Here is a 16,783-nt window from a genome sequence, read left to right on the forward strand (position 1 = left end):
TGGAAGGAGTGCCGCAAGAGACGTGCCACCCGTGCGGGCGGCGGTCCACCGCGCGGCGGGCTCGACGCGTCGTGCGAGGCGCGCAGGGTTTTCCGCCGGCAGTAAAGACTTGCCGCCGGCGTTCGCGTTCACGTAGTTCAACGTCGCCGGAAGATTTCGCGCGGCGTTGACGGGCACGGAACGGCGCCGCGCGCACCCTCGCGCTACCTGACAACAACCCTGGGAGGGCGCGATGAAATCAGGTACCTCTAGGGCCTTGTGGCTGGGCATCCTGCTCGCCGCGCCGGCGGCGGTCATGGCCGGCGACGACAAGGCCAAAATGATGGACACCAACAACGATGGCATGGTCAGCTCGGCCGAACATGCGGCGGGCGCCAAGCAGATGTTCACGAAGATGGACACCGACAGCGACGGCAACGTCACCGCCACCGAGATGGACGCCCATCGTGCCGCGAAGGCCGACAAGGGCGGCAAGATGAAGATGTCGTCGGCCGACAAGATCCGGAAGATCGACACCAACGGCGACGGCGTGGTCTCGGCCGCCGAGCACGACGCCGGTTCGGCGCAGATGTTCACCAAGATGGACACCAACCGCGATGGCAACCTCAGCGCCGCCGAGATGAAGGCGGGGCACGAGAAGGAGATGCGTACGGCGGATCGCGGGGAGTGACTCCCCCGGCATGGCCTGAAAGACCGAACCCCTCTTCCACCGGGAGAGGGGTTCTGCTTTGCGGGCGATGGTTACCCTCGCGCCATCTCCATCGCTTCCTCCACGCGCCCGTCCGCCACCGCCACCCGGTCGCGCCCCTCGTGCTTGGCGCGATACAGCGCGCGATCGCCCGCCCGCATCAGCTCCAGGCCGACGTCGCCGTGCTCCGGCATCAGCGCCACGCCGATCGACACGGTGATGCGCAGCATCGCCCCGCCCGGCTCGCCGATGCGCAGCAGCGCGGCGCCGGCGCGGATGTCCTCGGCGCGTTCCAGCGCGGTCGGCAGGTCGGTTTCGGGCAGGATCAGGGTGAATTCCTCGCCGCCGTACCGGCAGGCGATGTCCTCCGGGCGGCAGCGTGTCTTGAGCATGCGCGCGAACGCCGACAGCGCCGCATCGCCCATCGCGTGGCCGTGGCGGTCGTTGAAGCTCTTGAAGTGGTCGATGTCCAGCATCAGCACCGCCAGCGGCTGCGCGCGGCGCTGGCAGTGGGCGATCTCGCGCGCCAGCGATTCCTCCAGGTAGCGGCGGTTGAACAAGCCGGTGAGCGGATCGCGCACCGCCTGGTGGCGCAGGCTTTCGCGCAGGCGGATGTTGGCGAGCGCGAGCGACAGCTGTTCGCACAGGCGGATCGCCAGCGATTCGTCCGGGATGCGGCCGCGTCCTTCGCCCTGCAACGACAGCCAGCCGACCACTTCGCCGTGCGCGCTCAGCGGCACGCACAGGCCATGCACGTCCTCCGCGCCGTGCGGCCGGCCGATGTGCGAGCAGCGCAGCCCGTGGCGCAGATCCTCCATCGCGAACGGCGCATAGCGGCGCACCGACCAGCACGCCTGCGACGCCGGCGCGTGATCGTTCGGCGCGACCGCTCCGCCCCATTGCGCGACGAGTTCGGCGTGATCGCGCGACGCGCGGATCACGTACAGCAGCCCCGCCAGCCCCGGCAGCAGGCGGCGGAAGGTCGCCGCGGTGATCTCGTAGAGCTCCTGCGCATCGGACGCGCCCTGCAGCATGCCCGAGTACTGGCTGAGCGCGGCCATGCTGTCGGACAGGCGCGCGAGCTGCTGGACGGTCGCGTTGAGTTCTGCGTTCGAGGCCGACGCCGCCGCTTCGGCCTGCTCGCGCACGCGGTTCTCGCGCGAAAGCAGGCGCTGCGCGTGGCCGATCAGCAGCAGGCTCAGCGGAATGCCGATGCCGGCGGCGAGCAGCGTCATCCACGCCGAACGTTCGGCGCGCCGCGCGTGCGTGGCCAGGTGCGTGGTCCCGGATGCGCGCAGTTCGCCGATGCGCCGCGTCACGTCGAGGTCGATGGCGCGCGTTCTGGCGAGCAGCGATGCATCCGCGCCGGCGCGCGCACCGGTACGCGTGGACTGCATCGCTTCGGCACTCATGCGCAGGCGCGCCTCGAGCGCGCGGCCCAGTTCGGCCGCGCGCGCGCCCTGCGCCGCGTCCTCGCCGACCAGTTCGACCAGCACGTCGGCCTCGCGCTGGAGTTCGCCGCCGACGCGCCAGAAGCTGTCGCGGTTCTCCGCGCGCCCGCCGAGCAGGAAACCCCGGGCCTCGGCCACCGCCTGGTGTCGGAGCGATTCGATCCGGTCCACATGCCGCAGCACGGTGTAGGTGTGCGTCACCGCACGGTAGTCGGAGGCGAACTGGCTGGCGTTGGCGACCACGTACAGGCCCAGCGCGACCAGGATCGCCGTGGCCGCCAGGAACACACGCAGCGCCGAGAATCGGCGGGAAATCATCGGGTAGACAGACGTCCGGCGCGTCGCGACGCGCGTGTGGCTTCCCTGCCGTGATGGTGGCGGCACGGCGACGCGCCGCACCGGGTTTGTCGCGCATTCTATCGGCGGAGGGTGGGGATTCCTGAGACGGCGTCCGTGGATTCGGGACTCGGGACTCGGGAGCGGGAGGCCTTCTCCGTCGTCCTGCTTTTCGCCCGGATGACGGCGATGGAGCGAAACTCCCCAGGCGCCTGCGACGGCTCCAGCGAATCCCGAATCTCCAGCCCCGAATCCCGAGTCCCATGATCGCCATCGACATCCTGCTCGAACCCGACGAAGCCACGCAGGAACGTGCGCGTCGTACCAACGCCGCGCTGCGCCGCGACCATCCGGCGGGATTCGCCTTCGACGACACCCACCTGCCCCACGTCACGCTGGTCCAGCGCTACCTCTACGAACACGATCTGCCTGCGCTGCTGGCCGCGATCGGCCGCGTCGCCGCCGCGCACAATCCGCTCGCGCTGTCGCTGGAGGTGACCGGCGTGCAGGTTCGCATCGACGGCGACACCGGCAGCGCGTCATGGCGCATCGCCGATTCGCCTGCGTTGCAGGCGCTGGCCGACGACTGCCTCGGCACTGCGCAGGCGCTGGCAGTGGCTGGCGGCACGGCGGTGGCGTTCGTTCCGGACGACGACGGCTCGCCGATCCGCGAATCCACGATCGGGTACGTCGAACGTTTCGTTCCCGATCACAGCGGCGCGAACTTCTCGCCGCACCTGACGCTGGGGCATGCGCGCGCGGGATTCCTGCGCGAACTGGACGCGGCTGCGTTCACCGCTTTTGCCTTCGCGCCGGTGGCGGTAGGCGTGTATCAGATCGGCAATCACGGGACGGCGCGGCGGTGTTTGTGGCGCTGGCCGGCGCGGAGCGACGGTTGACCTCCCTCCTGCTTACGGGAGCCCACGCGCATGGCGCCGTAGCGTCGACCAAAGCAATGCACCATCGCCGCATCACTGCATCGCTCGTCCCGACCTTCACCCCCACCCCTCTCCCTGAGGAAGAGGGGCCTGAAAGCCCTCTCCTCTGAAAGCCTCTCCCTGCTTGCGGGGGTGAGGCGGGACGCTTGCGCGCCACTGTCGCGCGTCCCGACGAACGCCATCGGGCCATGCCCGATGGCTGCGCGGGTTGGGCAGGTGACCGTGCACAGCGCCGTAACGCTGACGAGCAAATCGCAGCATCACCGCGTCCGAAACCAGCCCGCGTTTGCTACGTCCCGCCAACGCAAACCGCCGCAGCCGTCACCCCTCCGGCACCCACACGTACGCATCTCCCTGTGCCTTCACGTGACCGAGCCCCGGGAACGGAAAGTGCACCGCATACACCCGCAGGTTTCCATCGGCCGCTCGCTTGAGCAGCGCGCGACGCGCCGCCTGCGCCCTGGGTGCATCCTGGTCGTACTCGACGGTCCAGTCGGGACGCTGCACCGACACGATGTAATGGTGCGCCGCATCGCCGATGTACAGCAGTCGCTCGTCGCCGGACGCGATCTCGTAGGCGCTGTGACCCGGCGTGTGACCTTCCAGCGCGACAGCGGTGACGCCCGGCAGCACCGGAGCACCCGGCTCGAAGGTCGCGACCTTCCGGCCGATCGCAGCCACCAGCTTCGCCGCATTCGGATTCTCCTGCATCGCCGCCCACTCCGGCGCGGACATGCGCACGGTGGCATTCGGGAACGCGAGCGTGCCGTCCTTCGCGAGCAGGCCGGCGACGTGGTCGGGATGCCCATGCGAAAGCAGCACGTCGGTGACCTGCGCGGGCTCCACGCCCGCCGCGCGCAGCGAAGCCTGCAGCTTTCCGGCCTTCGCCCACGTCTCGCCGCCCGCGCCCGTATCGAACAGCACCGTGCGGTCGCCATCGCGCAGCAGCAGCGGCTGGATGCTCAACTGCAGCGTGTCGGTCGGCTGCCCGTTGGCGGACAGCAGCGCGGCGACGTCTTCGGTCTTCTGGCCGACGCCGAAGGTCTTGCCGTCGTTGGGCGTGTCGATGGTGCCGTCGCGCAACGCGACCGCGTCGAGCGTGCCGATGCGGAAGCGGTGGATATCGGCCTGCTCCTGCGATGCGGGCGCGGGTGCCGCCGGGGCCGGAGCCGCCGGCGCTGCCGCCTGTTCTTCGGAAGCGGGCTTCTTCGCGCAACCGGCGAGCATCGTGCCGGCGAGCAGCAGGGAAACCGCAAGGGCGAGAGGACTGCGGGTCATGGCGTACTCCAGTGGAAGGACCGGCGACCACGCTGGCGCGCGAGAGCTTAGCGCGCGACGGATGACGCGCGGGAGGACAACGGTTGGGATGGTGTGTGGTGGCGGCTGTGGTTGCGACTGGTTTGGCATTGCCGTTCTCCTTCGCCTTTCTGCGCCTGCCCGTCACTCGCGCGAAGGCGTGTGGTTCGCCGGAACGAGTGCCCGTGCACTGCGGGCCTGGAGCCCGGCCTTCGCCGGGATGAAGGTTCTGCCTTTGCCGAATCCGCATCCCCAATCTCAAACCCTGAGACGCCCCTCCCCTACAACGCCCTGCCCTCCCGCCAAACGAACCCGCATGAGCCAGCCGGCGCGCAGTCCGACCGACCTCTCCGTCTTTCCCGAGGTCGCACGACCGCGGCCCGCCGCCGATGGCCGCGCGCTCGCGCAGCGGCTGGAGAACAAGTACCTCTCGCGCATCACCGGCGTGCACACCGTGCCCGGGCGCCCCGAGCGCAGCGTGCCGATGCCCGACGACGTCCCTGCCGGCGTCGTGCAGGCGCTCGCCGCGCGCGGCATCGACCGCCTCTATTCGCACCAGGCCGAGGCGTGGCACGCGGTGCGGCGCGGCGAGGACGTGGTGATCGCCACCGCCACCGCGTCGGGCAAGAGCCTGTGCTACCTGCTGCCGGTGCTGGCCGCCGCATCGACGCAGCGTTCGAAGGCGTTGTTCCTGTTCCCGACCAAGGCGCTCGCGCAGGACCAGGTCGCCGAACTGCTGGAACTCAACGCCGCCGGCAACCTCGGCGTGCGCACCTTCACCTTCGACGGCGACACCCCGGGCGATGCGCGACAGGCGATCCGCCTGCATGGCGACATCGTGGTGAGCAATCCCGACATGCTCCACCAGGGCATCCTGCCGCACCACACCAAATGGGCGCAGTTCTTCGAGAACCTGCGCTATGTGGTGATCGACGAAGTGCATAGCTACCGCGGCGTGTTCGGCTCGCACGTGGCGAACGTCATCCGCCGCCTGCAGCGCATCTGCGCGTTCTACGGGTCGAAGCCGCAGTTCATCCTGTGCTCGGCGACGATCGGCAATCCGAAGGCGCACGCCGAAGCGCTGACCGAGCGCGACGTCACCGCCGTCACCGAATCCGGCGCGCCCAGCGGCGACAAGCACGTGCTGCTGTGGAATCCGCCGGTGGTCAACCCCGACCTCGGCCTGCGCGCCTCTGCGCGGTCGCAGAGCAACCTCATCGCGCGCCTGACCATCAAGGCCGGGTTGAAGACGCTGGTGTTCGCGCAGTCGCGATTGATGGTCGAAGTGCTGACCAAGTACCTCAAGGACGTCTTCGACAGCGATCCGCGCAAGCCCGCGCGCATCCGCAGCTATCGCGGTGGCTATCTGCCGACCGAACGCCGCGAGACCGAACGCGCCATGCGCGCCGGCACCATCGACGGCATCGTCTCGACCTCCGCACTGGAACTCGGCGTGGACATCGGCGCGCTCGATGCGGTGGTGCTCAACGGCTACCCCGGATCGATCGCCGCGACATGGCAGCGCTTCGGCCGCGCCGGTCGGCGCAAGCAGGCGTCGGTCGGCGTGCTGGTCGCCAGTTCCGATCCGCTCGATCAATACGTCATCCGGCATCCGGAATTCTTCGCCAACGCATCGCCGGAGCACGCGCGCATCCACGCCGACCAGCCGGTGATCCTGCTCGACCACATCCGCTGCGCGGCGTTCGAGCTACCGTTTCAGGCGCGCGAGCTGTTCGGCCCGGTCGATCCGCAGGTCTACCTGCAACTGCTTTCCGAAGACGGCGTGGTCCACAACGAGAACGACCGCTGGGAGTGGATCGCCGACAGCTATCCGGCCAATGCCGTAAGCCTGCGTTCGGTGGCCGACGGTAACTTCGTCGTGGTCGATCGCACCGAAGGCCGGCAGACGATCATCGCCGAAGTCGATTTCTCCTCCGCGCCGCTCACGCTGTACGAAGGCGCGATCTACATGGTGCAGGCCACGCCCTACCAGGTGGAGAAACTCGACTGGGACGGCCGCAAGGCGTTTGTCACGCGCACGCACGTGGATTACTACACCGACGCGATCGACTACACCAAGCTGAAGGTGCTCGAACGTTTCGACGGTTCGCCCGCCGGCCGCGGCACCTGCCACCACGGCGAGGTGCACGTGGTGCGGCGCGTCGCCGGCTACAAGAAGATCCGCTACTACACGCACGAGAACATCGGCTACGGCCCGGTGACCTTGCCCGACCAGGAACTGCATACGACCAGCGTGTGGTGGCAGTTGCCGCCGGCGGTGCTGGAGTCGGAATTCGCATCGCGGCAGGAAGCGCTCGACGGCTTCCTCGGTGCCGGTTACGCGCTGCATGTCGTCGCCAAGCTCGCGGTGATGGCCGAAGGCGTCGATCTGCAGAAGGCCGTCGGCGATGGCAACGGCGCATGGTTCGCCAGCGCGGACGGGCGCGGGCGCGGGCAGTTGCGCGGCGCGGGCGACGACGCCGTGTCGCTGGAAGACGGCGAACGTTTCGTACCAACCGTCTACCTCTACGACAACTATCCCGGCGGCGTCGGCCTGAGCGAGCCGCTGCATTTCCGCCAGCGCGAACTCGTGCAGCGCGCGGTGGAACTGGTCGAACGTTGCGACTGCAAGGCCGGTTGCCCGGCGTGCGTGGGGCCGGTGCTGGCGATCGATGAAGATGCCAGCATCGCGCCACGCGCGCTCGCGTTGCGCGTGCTCAAGGCGTTGGCGCCCGCATGAGCCTGACCCTCGCGCGTCTGCAACAGCTCAAGCGCCAGGCCGGCGCGGCGGTGCCTTCCAAACCGGTCGAGGTTGCGCGCACGCCGAGCATCGACGACCTGCGACGTCATCTGCGGCGGCGTGCGCCGGATCCGGTATTGCGCATCGCATCCGACGATCGCCACGTGCCGGGCGTGGAGATCGCACGCGGTCTGCGCCTGGTCGAAGCACGATTGCCGTTCGCGCCGCCGCAGGCATGGATCGATGGGCGTTTCGATCGCCGCGATGCGCTGGATGCGCAACGGCTGATGTTCTTCGATACGGAAACCACGGGCCTGGCCGGCGGCAGCGGCACGCGCGCCTTCATGATCGGCGCCGCCGACTGGTTCGAGGGTGCGCTGCGCGTGCGGCAGTTGCTGATCACCACGATGTCGGGCGAAGCGGCGATGCTCGACGTGTTCCGCCAGTGGCTGCGCCCGGACACGGTGCTGGTCAGCTACAACGGCAAGTGCTACGACGCGCCGCTGCTCGCGACACGCTACCGCCTCAACCGCATGGGCACGCCGCTGGCGGACCTGGTGCACGTGGACCTGCTGTATCCCACGCGGCGGCGTTATCGCGGGCGTTGGGAGAACTGCCGGCTGGCGACGATCGAGCGCCGCGCGTTGAACGTCGTGCGCGAGGACGACCTGCCAGGTTCGGAAGCGCCGGCGGCATGGTTGTCGTACCTGCGCGGCGGATCGGCGTTCAACCTGCGCCGCGTGCTCGCGCACAACGATCGCGACGTGGCCACGCTGGCGGAACTGCTGCTGCATCTGTCCCGGTTGAGTGCGATGGAGATGGATGCGGTGGGGTTTGAGATGCCGTGATGCGGGTGGGCGCGTCGGATTTTTGGGATGTTCCGGCGTTTTTGTAGCCCGGGTAAGCGAAGCGCACCCGGGGCGCGGTCGCTTCTCCGACCCGGGTGCGCTTCGCTTACCCGGGCTACAAGAGCAGCATGGCTTCCGAAAGGATCGTCATCTCACCAGAAAGGCCGGCATCCCGGCGAAGGCCGGATGACGGATGACGGTGAAATGGTCCCAGGAAGCGCACCAGGAGCCCACGCCCCGTCAAGCCCGCTCATGCGGATCCCCCGCGCCATCCACCTCCTCATGCCGCGCCTCCAGCGCCGACACCACCGCCTGCCGGCGCGCGCCGCCGATCATCGCGGCGAGCCAGTCCTGCAGCAGGTCGGCCCACGCGCGCTTCGCGTCGGGATGCGACAGTTCATGGTCCGCGCCTGAAATCGTGCGCGTCGTGATCGACGACGCACGCACCAGCGCGCCGCGGAAGCTTTCGGCGACCGCAGCGGGCAGGACCTGGTCGTCCTGCGAGCACACCAGCAGCACGTCGCCGCGGAATTCCGCCAGCGCGGTCAGCGCGCGATTGCCACCGGGCGCCTGCACGTGGCGGCGGTATTCGGCCAGTTCGACCCGTTCTTCGAGCGCGTGCTTGGAAACGTCCCAGCCCTCGTCCGGATACAGCGCCGGCGAACGCAGCGCGAGCCACTGCACGCGACGCCGCTCCGTCAGCAGCGTCGCCAGGTACGCGCCATAACTGAAGCCGACCACCGCGATCGCGCGCTCGTCCACGTCGTCGCGGGCGACCAGCCAGTCGTACGCGGCGAGCAGGTCGCGCAGGTTGTCTTCACGACTGACGTGGTCATGGCGCGGGTCGTCGCGATCATGGCCGCGCAGGTCCACCGTGAGCACCGCGCAGCCCACCGCCACTGCATCGCGCAGATGGCCCAGGTCGAATTCCTGCGTCCCGTTCCATCCGTGCACGAAGATGACCGCGGGCAATGCCGGCAAGGGCGTGGCGAACGTCGCGCAGAAATGGTCGTCCGCGACCGGCAGGCGCAGCGATTCCACGCGCGCTTCCACCGGCGAAACGCCGCTGGCGAACGCCGCCCCGCCACGCCTGTCCGTGCCCGCTGCTTCCTTCATGCGCCGATCCTCGCCAGCCGCGCGTGATCGCCTCGTCGGCGCTCCGCGCCGTGCCCGCGCACGCATCACGCCGCCTTGAAGAACCCTGCCATAAGGTCGATCCATCGCCAGCTGGAGCCGGTGGCCGGAGCGCCCGTTCATGCGCGCCCCGCCCGCTCGAGGCGTCCCCGAAGAAAACCCGCACGCATGAAAATCGCCCAGATTTCCCCGCTGTATGAAGCGGTTCCGCCGAAGCTGTACGGGGGAACCGAACGCGTCGTCGCGCACCTGTGCGATGCGCTGGTGCAGGCCGGCCACGACGTCACGCTGTTCGCCAGCGGCGACGCGCAGACCACCGCCACGCTCGCGCCGATGCGCGACCAGGCCATCCGCCTGGATCCGGCGCCGCTGAAGAGCGACCTCGCCGCGCACCTGGCGATGCTCGACGAAGTGCGCCAGCGCGCGGACGAGTTCGACATCATCCACTTCCACATCGACCTGCTGCATTTCCCGTTCTTCCAGGACATGCCGTGGCGCACGCTGACCACGCTGCACGGACGGCTCGACCTGAAGGACCTGCCGCAGGCCTACGCGTGCTGGCCGCAGTTCCCGCTGGCGTCGATCTCCGACCACCAGCGCCGGCCGCTGCCGTCGGCGAACTGGGCCGGCACGGTCCATCACGGGCTGCCGTCGGACCTGTACCAGTTCAGCCCGACGCCACGTGGCGGGTACCTCGCCTTCCTGGGGCGGATATCGCCCGAAAAACGCGTGGATCGCGCCATCGAGATCGCGCGCCGCGCCGGCCTGCCGCTGCGCATCGCGGCGAAGATCGACACGGTCGACCGTGCGTACTTCCACGACGAGATCGAACCGCTCCTGCAAGGCCCCGGCGTGGAATACATCGGCGAGATCAACGACGAACAGAAGAGCGAGTTCCTCGGCGGCGCGGTCGCGCTGCTGTTCCCGATCGACTGGCCCGAGCCGTTCGGGCTGGTGATGATCGAGGCGATGGCCTGCGGCACGCCGGTGATCGCATGGAACTGCGGCTCGGTGCCGGAAGTGCTCGACCATGGCGCGACGGGCCTCATCGTCGACGGCATGGACGAGGCGGTACAGGCCGTGCAGTCGGTGGCGCGCTACGACCGTGGCCGCATCCGCGCGCGCTTCGAGCAGCGTTTCTCCGCCAGCGCCATGGCGCGCCGTTACGTCGAGTTGTACTGGCGCGTGCTGGAACAGGGAGGCACGCGCATCCGCCTCACCGCTTGAAGCCTTCCACCACCGGGCGTTGACACATGGATCCGGCTGCTGCCGCGACGCTGTTCTCCAGCTACGTCCTCAAGGACGGCGACACTTTCCTCATCGCCAACGGTTCCGGTGACATCGTCGGCGAGGGCGATGGCCAGTTCCACAACGACACGCGGATCCTCTCGCGTTACCGCATGACGCTGGGCGATTCCACGCCCGCGCTGCTCAGTTCGATGGTCTCGCGCGACAACGTGTTCTTCGTCGCGCACCTGACCAACCGCGCGCTCCCGCCGCTCGGTGGCGACGCCACGCCGCACGGGCTGGTGCATGTGAAGCGCACGCGCTTCCTGTGCGCGGACCGGCTGTTCGAGCGCGTGGCGCTGACCAACTACGGCACCGAAGCGGTCCGCCTGACGCTGGTGTTCGATTGCGACGCGGACTTCCGCGACATGTTCGAAGTGCGCGGAACGCATCGCGCGGCGCGCGGGCAGCAGTTGCCGCCGCATCCGCGCGAGGACGGCCTCACCTTCGGCTACGTCAGCCTGGATGGCGCGCCGTGCCGCGCATCGATCGTGTTCTCGCGCGCGCCGCGCAGGATGGACGACGGACGCCTCGCATTCGACATCGCACTGGAACCGCGTGCGCGCGAAGAGATGCACCTGGAAGTCAGCGCCGACGACGATCCGCCGCCGGCCACGCGCTCGCGTTATCGCGCCGCGGCGAGCGTCGCGCGCACACGCATGCGCCGCCGGCAGCGGCGGCTTTCGCGCGTGCGCAGCGAGGCGCCGCTGTTCAATTCGTGGATGGAACGCTCGCGCGCGGACCTCGCGCTCCTGACCAGCGAACTCGACACGGGGCCGTATCCGTATGCGGGCATTCCATGGTTCTCCACGCCGTTCGGTCGCGATGCGGTGATCACCGCGTTGCAGACGCTGTGGCTCGATCCGGCGCTCGCGCGCGGCGTGCTCGCCTTCCTCGCGCGCAACCAGGCGAAGGAAGAGTCGTCCTTCATGGACGCATCGCCGGGCAAGATCATGCACGAGACGCGCAAGGGCGAGATGGCGCGCCTGCGCGAGCTTCCGTTCGGCCTGTATTACGGCGGCGTGGACACGACGCCGCTGTTCCTGGTCCTCGCCGCCGAGTACGCGCGGCGCACCGGCGATGTCGAGTTCATCCGCCGCATCTGGCCCGAGCTGAAGGCCGCGGCGGCGTGGATCGAACGCGTGTGCGACGCCAATCCGCTCGGCCTGCTCGACTACGCGCGCGGCGAAGCGACGGGGCTAGCGAACCAGGGCTGGAAGGACAGCTTCGATTCGGTGTTCCATGCCGACGGGCGTTCGCCGCAGGGACCGATCGCGCTGGTCGAAGTGCAGGGTTATGTGTTCGCCGCGATGCGCGGCATGGCGCGGCTCGCGCTGGCGCTGGGCGAGGACGATTCCTCGCGGCAATGGCTGTTGCGTTCGGAGCGCATCGCCGAAGCGGTGGAGACGCACTTCTGGATGGAATCGGGCTTCTACGGCATCGCCGTGGATGGCGAGAACGCGTTGTGCGCGGTGCGCGCGAGCAATCCCGGCCACCTGCTCTACATGGGCTTGCCGAAGCATCCGCGCGCGCAGGCCGTCGCCGAACAGCTGATGTCGCAGGATTTCTTCAGCGGCTGGGGCATCCGCACGCTCGCCGTCGGCGAGGCGCGCTACAACCCGATGTCGTACCACAACGGTTCGGTGTGGCCGCACGACAGCGCGCTGTGCGCGGCCGGGTTGGCACGCTATGGCCATCGCCAGGCATCGATGCGCCTGCTGCGCAGCGCGTTCGAAGCGGCGGTCGCGTTCGACATGCGCCTGCCGGAGCTGTTCTGCGGCTTCCCGCGCGTGCCCGGCGGCGCACCGGTGGCGTATCCGGTCGCGTGCCTGCCGCAAGCCTGGGCGGCGGGTTCGGCGTTCATGTCGCTGCAGGCGTGCCTGGGCATCGACATCGACGGCCCGGCGGCGGAGATCGTGCTGGACCATCCGCGCCTGCCGATCGGCGTGGAGGAGCTGTCGATCCGCAACCTCGCCCTTGGCGAGCGACGCGCGCACCTGGTGCTCAAGCGGCTGGGCGAGCGGGTGGCGGTGTTCGTGGAGGGGCCGGATTCGGAAGGGGTGGTGGCCAGGGTCAGGGGGTGAGGCAAGGCAGCCTGCTCACGCGACACTGTCGCGTAGGCTGCGCCGTGGAGGGCGGCGGTATCGCGTCGGAAGCAGGCTGTCGCTTCTCGCGAACGGCAAATCCGCCGCTTCTGTAGCCCGGGTAAGTGCAGCGCACCCGGGGTTTGCGCTGGAGTGCTCCGCAGCGTTCGTGGGCCCAGCGGCGTCACCCGTGCGCTGCGCTTACCCGGGCTACAACGGCTACAAGAGCTGCAACCGCTGCGACTCACCGCACGCGCGACTATCCCCCAATCCCCAACGCCCCCTCCACCGCCCGGAACACCGCACTCATCTGCAACGGCTTGCGCAACACCGCCGCCACCGCGTCGGGCGGCAGGGCGTCGTGGCGCAGCGGGTCGGTCGGGTCGCCCAGGGTGATCACCGGCCCATCGAAGCCCGCATCGCGCAGCGCCAGCAACAGGCTCACCGCCGACAGCATCAGGATCTCGCTGTCGATGATCGCGAGCTTCGGCAGCCCCTCGCGCGCGATCAGGCGCAGCGCGGCGGCGCCGTCCACGGCGACGCGCGGATCGAAGCCCTGGCTGTCGAGCGCGTTCGCCAGCAGCGACAAGCGCGTGCCATCGCCGTCCACCAGCAGGATGCGCTGCCCATTGCCCACCGCGAAACGCTCGCCCGGCGCATCGCCTGGCTCGACCGCGGTGCTCAGCGGCAGGTGCAGTTCGAACGTGGTGCCCTGCCCCGGCTCGCTTTCCACCACGATGTGCCCGTGCAGGCCGTCGACGAAGCGCCTGCACGACAGCAGGCCCAGCCCGGTGCCTTCGGGCTTGGTGGTGAAGAACGGCGTGAACAGCTGCGCGCGCGTGTGCTCGTCCATGCCGCAGCCGTCGTCGGACACGCGCACGCACACCCGGTCGCCGTCGTCGTGCGCGATGCGGCGCGCGGACAGGCGCAGCTCGCCGCCGCGCTCGTCCATCGCCTGCACGCCGTTGAGCGCGAGGTTGACCAGGCACTGCTGGAACTCGATGTGGTTGCAGTGGACGACGAGTTCCTCCTCCAGCTGCTCGCACACCAGCACGACGTTGCGCGGCAGGGTGCCCTGCAACAGCAGCGCGACCGCCTGGAACAGCTGCGCCACCGGCACGTCCTCGCTCGCGCGATGCGTGCCGCGCACGAACGCGAGCATCGATTCGGCCATCTCGTGCCCGCGCCGGCCGCTCTCGGCGATGAGCGACGACAGCCGGCGGACGTTCGGATCGTCGCTGTAGGCGTTGAGCAGGTCCGGCACGATCAGCAGCGGCTGCAGCACGTTGCGCAGGTCGTGGCTGAGTCCGGCGGCGAGCATCGCCAGGCAGTCGAGCCGCTGCGAGCGCATCAGTTCCTGCTCGGCGCGTTCGCGCTCGCGCGCGTTGCGGGCCTCGCGCACGGCGCGCACCACCGCGTTGGGCAGGCGCGCGGGGTTCTGCTTGAGGACGCAGTCGTTCGCGCCGCGATGCAGCGCATCCACCGCGGTTTCCTCGCCGATCGTGCCGGACACGAGGATGAAGGGGAGCTCCGCGTCGCGCTCGCGCAGGATGCGCAGCGCCTCCATGCCCGAGAACCCCGGCAGCGACAGGTCGGACAGCACCAGGTCGAATCGCTCGCGTTCGAGCGCCTCGAGCAGGCCGTGCTCGCTGTCGACGCGCTGGAACCGCGCTTCCAGCCCGGACGCCAGCAGGTGCTCGCGGAGCAGCTCCGCATCGTCGGGGGAGTCCTCGACCATGAGCACGTTCAAGGGCCCCAGCGAGGCCGCGCCGTTGGGCTGCATGTCAGGCGATCTCCCCGACAGCGGCGACGGACCGCGGTCCCGCCGCGTCCACGGGCCCGTGACCGGATGGGCCGGACGCCACCGGCGCCAGCCCCCATCGTCCCCACCTGAAGCGAGTCGTGTCTGGTTCCATTCGTCCCCGGTGCCGGCGGTGCGGGCCGGCGACAGCGGCCGATGCTACCCGATGGGTTTGCGTGCGTCGGGTGAAGGCGACGGGATCTTGCGGAACCGGCGCGATCAGGCCGATCGCAGGTCGGGACGCCGGTGCTTCACTTTTCGTGGCCGCGACGTGTGGTCCCCTTCCTCCCTGCACACCGTGGACGCACGCCATGAGCAAACTCCATCGCGACCACCCCGGCCTGGACGAGGCCGACACCCGCAAGGGCGAGCTGCGCAAGCCCGACGACCGCGACGACCAGCCCGGCCAGGGCGCGGACCTGACGCCGCCGCTGCGCGACACCGCACGCGATGCGGGCCATGAATCGCCCGATACGCAGGCGCCGCGCTGAACCCCACGGCGCCGCGTTGCACGCTAACTTAACGGCGGGCCCACTAGGCTCGTCGGCCGAAAGGGGGAGTGACATTGGTTGACGCAATTCCCGCGCGCCCGCCGCGGCAAGGCGGCATGGGTGGTCCGGCGGACGATCCGACCGTGCGCAGGCTCGATGACGAGGCCCGCCAGCTGGCGCTGCTCATCGGCAGCGTCACCGATTACGCGATCTACATGCTCGATGCCAACGGCTTCATCCGCAGCTGGAATCCCGGCGGCGAGCGGATCAAGGGCTACACGGACCTGGAGATCGTCGGCCAGCATTTCTCGCGCTTCTACACGCCCGAGGACGTGGTCCGCGGCGAACCGCAGCGCGGCCTGCAATGCGCGCGCACGCAGGGCAAGTTCGAAGCCGAGGGCTGGCGGCTGCGCAAGGACGGCACGCGTTTCCGCGCCAGCGTGGTGATCGATCCGATCTGGCAGGACGGCGAACTGATCGGCTACGCCAAGATCACGCGCGACGTGACCGAGCGCTACGAGGCGCAGGTGCGCCTGCAGGCCGCGCAGAAGGCGCTGGCGCAGTCGCAGAAGCTGGAGGCGATCGGCAAGCTGACCCTCGGCCTGGCCCACGACTTCAACAACCTGCTCACCGTGATCGTCAACAGCCTGGACCTGATCGGCCTGACCAGCGCGCAGGACACGCGCACGCTGGAATGGATCGAGGCCGCGCAGCGCGCCGCCGATCGCGGCACGCTGCTCACCCGCCAGCTGCTGACCTTCGCGCGCGGGCAGCACGTCGTGCCGGAACCGCACGACATCAATACGCTGCTGGGGCGCTCGGCGGAGATCTACCGCCGCGCGTGCGGCGCGACGATCCAGGTGGAATTCGAACTCGGCGACGCGCCGATGCTGGACGTGGACGCCACCCAGTTCGAGGCGGCGGTGCTGAACCTCGTCGCCAACAGCCGCGACGCCATGCCCGCCGGCGGTACGATCACCGTGCGCACGCGCCGGGCGCGCTGTCCGGTGCCGGAAGCGCTGGACGAGGGCGAGCATGATTACGTGGTGGTGGAAGTGGTCGACCAGGGATCGGGGATGAGCGCGGAGGTCGTCGAGCGCGCCGCCGAGCCGTTCTTCACCACCAAGGAAGTCGGCAAGGGCAGCGGCCTCGGCCTGAGCCAGGTGTTCGGTTTCGCCGCGCAGTCGGGCGGCTTCGTGCAGTTGCACAGCGAGCCCGGCGTGGGCACGAAGGTGGCCATCCACCTGCCCGCCCGTGCGGCACGCAACGCCGATGGCGGGGATCGCGGCGATGTGTGACGTGCGCGTCCTGCTGGTGGACGACGAGGCCGACCTGCGCCTGCTCGTCGGCGAGGCGCTGCGCATCACCGGCTACAGCGTGAGCACCGCGGCCGACGGACCGGAAGCGGTCGAGGCGATGGAGCGCGAGCGCTTCGACGTGGTGGTCAGCGACGTGAGCATGCCCAGGGGCATGTCGGGGATCGAACTGTCCGGCCATGCCGCGCGCCTGCAGCCGCACGCGCGGGTGATCCTCGCGTCCGGTTTCGCCCGCGCGCAGTTGCCGGTGCTGCCCTCGAACGTGATCTTCCTGCCCAAGCCCTACCGCATCCCGCAACTGCTGGCGCTGCTTCCGCAGCGCGCCGCATCGGGCGACGAGGCGGCATTGGCCGGAAGCTGAAGGTCGGGCCGT

Annotated in this window: 13 protein-coding genes; 9 read left to right on the forward strand and 4 right to left on the reverse strand. The window is 69.5% G+C overall.

What is annotated here, in order from left to right:
• Nucleotides 1-232 precede the first annotated feature (232 nt).
• Nucleotides 233-670 (forward strand): EF-hand domain-containing protein, encoded by a 438-nt coding sequence (locus AC3ANK_RS13025; RefSeq protein WP_206861630.1) that lies wholly within the window; start codon nt 233-235, stop codon nt 668-670.
• Between the two features lie 71 nt (nt 671-741).
• Here AC3ANK_RS13025 and AC3ANK_RS13030 read toward each other — a convergent pair whose 3' ends face one another.
• Nucleotides 742-2,457 (reverse strand): sensor domain-containing diguanylate cyclase, encoded by a 1,716-nt coding sequence (locus AC3ANK_RS13030; RefSeq protein WP_484171380.1) that lies wholly within the window; start codon nt 2,455-2,457, stop codon nt 742-744.
• Between the two features lie 281 nt (nt 2,458-2,738).
• Between AC3ANK_RS13030 and AC3ANK_RS13035 the strand changes: the two genes are divergently transcribed.
• Nucleotides 2,739-3,374, forward strand: coding sequence for a hypothetical protein (locus tag AC3ANK_RS13035; protein WP_484171381.1), 636 nt, complete (start codon nt 2,739-2,741; stop codon nt 3,372-3,374).
• A gap of 360 nt (nt 3,375-3,734) precedes the next feature.
• Here the strand turns inward: AC3ANK_RS13035 and AC3ANK_RS13040 are convergent, their stop codons facing one another.
• Nucleotides 3,735-4,691 carry an MBL fold metallo-hydrolase gene (locus AC3ANK_RS13040; RefSeq protein ID WP_206861189.1) on the reverse strand — a complete coding sequence of 319 codons (957 nt, stop codon included), beginning with the start codon at nt 4,689-4,691 and terminating at the stop codon, nt 3,735-3,737.
• A gap of 334 nt (nt 4,692-5,025) precedes the next feature.
• Between AC3ANK_RS13040 and AC3ANK_RS13045 the strand changes: the two genes are divergently transcribed.
• Both AC3ANK_RS13045 and AC3ANK_RS13050 read left to right on the forward strand, forming a co-directional pair.
• Nucleotides 5,026-7,449, forward strand: a complete 2,424-nt coding sequence (locus tag AC3ANK_RS13045; RefSeq protein WP_484171382.1) for a DEAD/DEAH box helicase — start codon at nt 5,026-5,028, stop codon at nt 7,447-7,449.
• On the forward strand, nt 7,446-8,297 hold the full coding sequence (locus AC3ANK_RS13050) for a ribonuclease H-like domain-containing protein (protein ID WP_206861191.1): 852 nt from the start codon (nt 7,446-7,448) through the stop codon (nt 8,295-8,297). The genes AC3ANK_RS13045 and AC3ANK_RS13050 overlap by 4 nt, the downstream gene beginning before the upstream one ends.
• A 240-nt stretch (nt 8,298-8,537) precedes the next feature.
• On the opposite strand, the gene AC3ANK_RS13055 is transcribed toward AC3ANK_RS13050, so the two are convergent.
• Nucleotides 8,538-9,413, reverse strand: coding sequence for an alpha/beta hydrolase family protein (locus tag AC3ANK_RS13055; RefSeq protein WP_206861192.1), 876 nt, complete (start codon nt 9,411-9,413; stop codon nt 8,538-8,540).
• Nucleotides 9,414-9,599: 186 nt separating this feature from the next.
• Between AC3ANK_RS13055 and AC3ANK_RS13060 the strand changes: the two genes are divergently transcribed.
• Together AC3ANK_RS13060 and AC3ANK_RS13065 are read left to right on the forward strand one after the other, a co-directional pair.
• Complete coding sequence (locus AC3ANK_RS13060) at nt 9,600-10,658, forward strand: glycosyltransferase family 4 protein (RefSeq protein WP_206861193.1); 1,059 nt, start codon at nt 9,600-9,602, stop codon at nt 10,656-10,658.
• Nucleotides 10,659-10,684: 26 nt separating this feature from the next.
• On the forward strand, nt 10,685-12,802 hold the full coding sequence (locus tag AC3ANK_RS13065; protein WP_484171383.1) for an amylo-alpha-1,6-glucosidase: 2,118 nt from the start codon (nt 10,685-10,687) through the stop codon (nt 12,800-12,802).
• Between the two features lie 259 nt (nt 12,803-13,061).
• Here the strand turns inward: AC3ANK_RS13065 and AC3ANK_RS13070 are convergent, their stop codons facing one another.
• Entirely contained in the window at nt 13,062-14,585 is a 1,524-nt protein-coding gene (locus tag AC3ANK_RS13070; protein ID WP_242525123.1) for a response regulator, read from the reverse strand.
• A gap of 329 nt (nt 14,586-14,914) precedes the next feature.
• Between AC3ANK_RS13070 and AC3ANK_RS13075 the strand changes: the two genes are divergently transcribed.
• The 3 genes from AC3ANK_RS13075 to AC3ANK_RS13085 all read left to right on the forward strand — a co-directional run bounded on the left by AC3ANK_RS13075 (nt 14,915) and on the right by AC3ANK_RS13085 (nt 16,771).
• A complete protein-coding gene (locus AC3ANK_RS13075; protein WP_206861195.1) occupies nt 14,915-15,094 on the forward strand; it encodes a hypothetical protein in 180 nt (59 codons plus the stop codon).
• Between the two features lie 116 nt (nt 15,095-15,210).
• Complete coding sequence (locus AC3ANK_RS13080; RefSeq protein ID WP_484171384.1) at nt 15,211-16,392, forward strand: two-component system sensor histidine kinase NtrB; 1,182 nt, start codon at nt 15,211-15,213, stop codon at nt 16,390-16,392.
• On the forward strand, nt 16,385-16,771 hold the full coding sequence (locus AC3ANK_RS13085) for a response regulator (RefSeq protein WP_206861197.1): 387 nt from the start codon (nt 16,385-16,387) through the stop codon (nt 16,769-16,771). Before AC3ANK_RS13080 ends, AC3ANK_RS13085 begins: the two co-directional genes overlap by 8 nt.
• Nucleotides 16,772-16,783 lie beyond the last annotated feature (12 nt).

This window comes from Lysobacter sp. SCRH-1R (assembly GCF_057747855.1).

Bases quoted from the DNA above. Each gene is read 5' to 3' on its own strand.
- AC3ANK_RS13025 (WP_206861630.1), top strand. From the start codon at position 233: ATGAAATCAGGTACCTCTAGGGCCTTGTGGCTGGGCATCCTGCTCGCC.
- AC3ANK_RS13030 (WP_484171380.1), bottom strand. From the start codon at position 2,457: ATGATTTCCCGCCGATTCTCGGCGCTGCGTGTGTTCCTGGCGGCCACG.
- AC3ANK_RS13035 (WP_484171381.1), top strand. From the start codon at position 2,739: ATGATCGCCATCGACATCCTGCTCGAACCCGACGAAGCCACGCAGGAA.
- AC3ANK_RS13040 (WP_206861189.1), bottom strand. From the start codon at position 4,691: ATGACCCGCAGTCCTCTCGCCCTTGCGGTTTCCCTGCTGCTCGCCGGC.
- AC3ANK_RS13045 (WP_484171382.1), top strand. From the start codon at position 5,026: ATGAGCCAGCCGGCGCGCAGTCCGACCGACCTCTCCGTCTTTCCCGAG.
- AC3ANK_RS13050 (WP_206861191.1), top strand. From the start codon at position 7,446: ATGAGCCTGACCCTCGCGCGTCTGCAACAGCTCAAGCGCCAGGCCGGC.
- AC3ANK_RS13055 (WP_206861192.1), bottom strand. From the start codon at position 9,413: ATGAAGGAAGCAGCGGGCACGGACAGGCGTGGCGGGGCGGCGTTCGCC.
- AC3ANK_RS13060 (WP_206861193.1), top strand. From the start codon at position 9,600: ATGAAAATCGCCCAGATTTCCCCGCTGTATGAAGCGGTTCCGCCGAAG.
- AC3ANK_RS13065 (WP_484171383.1), top strand. From the start codon at position 10,685: ATGGATCCGGCTGCTGCCGCGACGCTGTTCTCCAGCTACGTCCTCAAG.
- AC3ANK_RS13070 (WP_242525123.1), bottom strand. From the start codon at position 14,585: ATGCAGCCCAACGGCGCGGCCTCGCTGGGGCCCTTGAACGTGCTCATG.
- AC3ANK_RS13075 (WP_206861195.1), top strand. From the start codon at position 14,915: ATGAGCAAACTCCATCGCGACCACCCCGGCCTGGACGAGGCCGACACC.
- AC3ANK_RS13080 (WP_484171384.1), top strand. From the start codon at position 15,211: ATGGGTGGTCCGGCGGACGATCCGACCGTGCGCAGGCTCGATGACGAG.
- AC3ANK_RS13085 (WP_206861197.1), top strand. From the start codon at position 16,385: ATGTGTGACGTGCGCGTCCTGCTGGTGGACGACGAGGCCGACCTGCGC.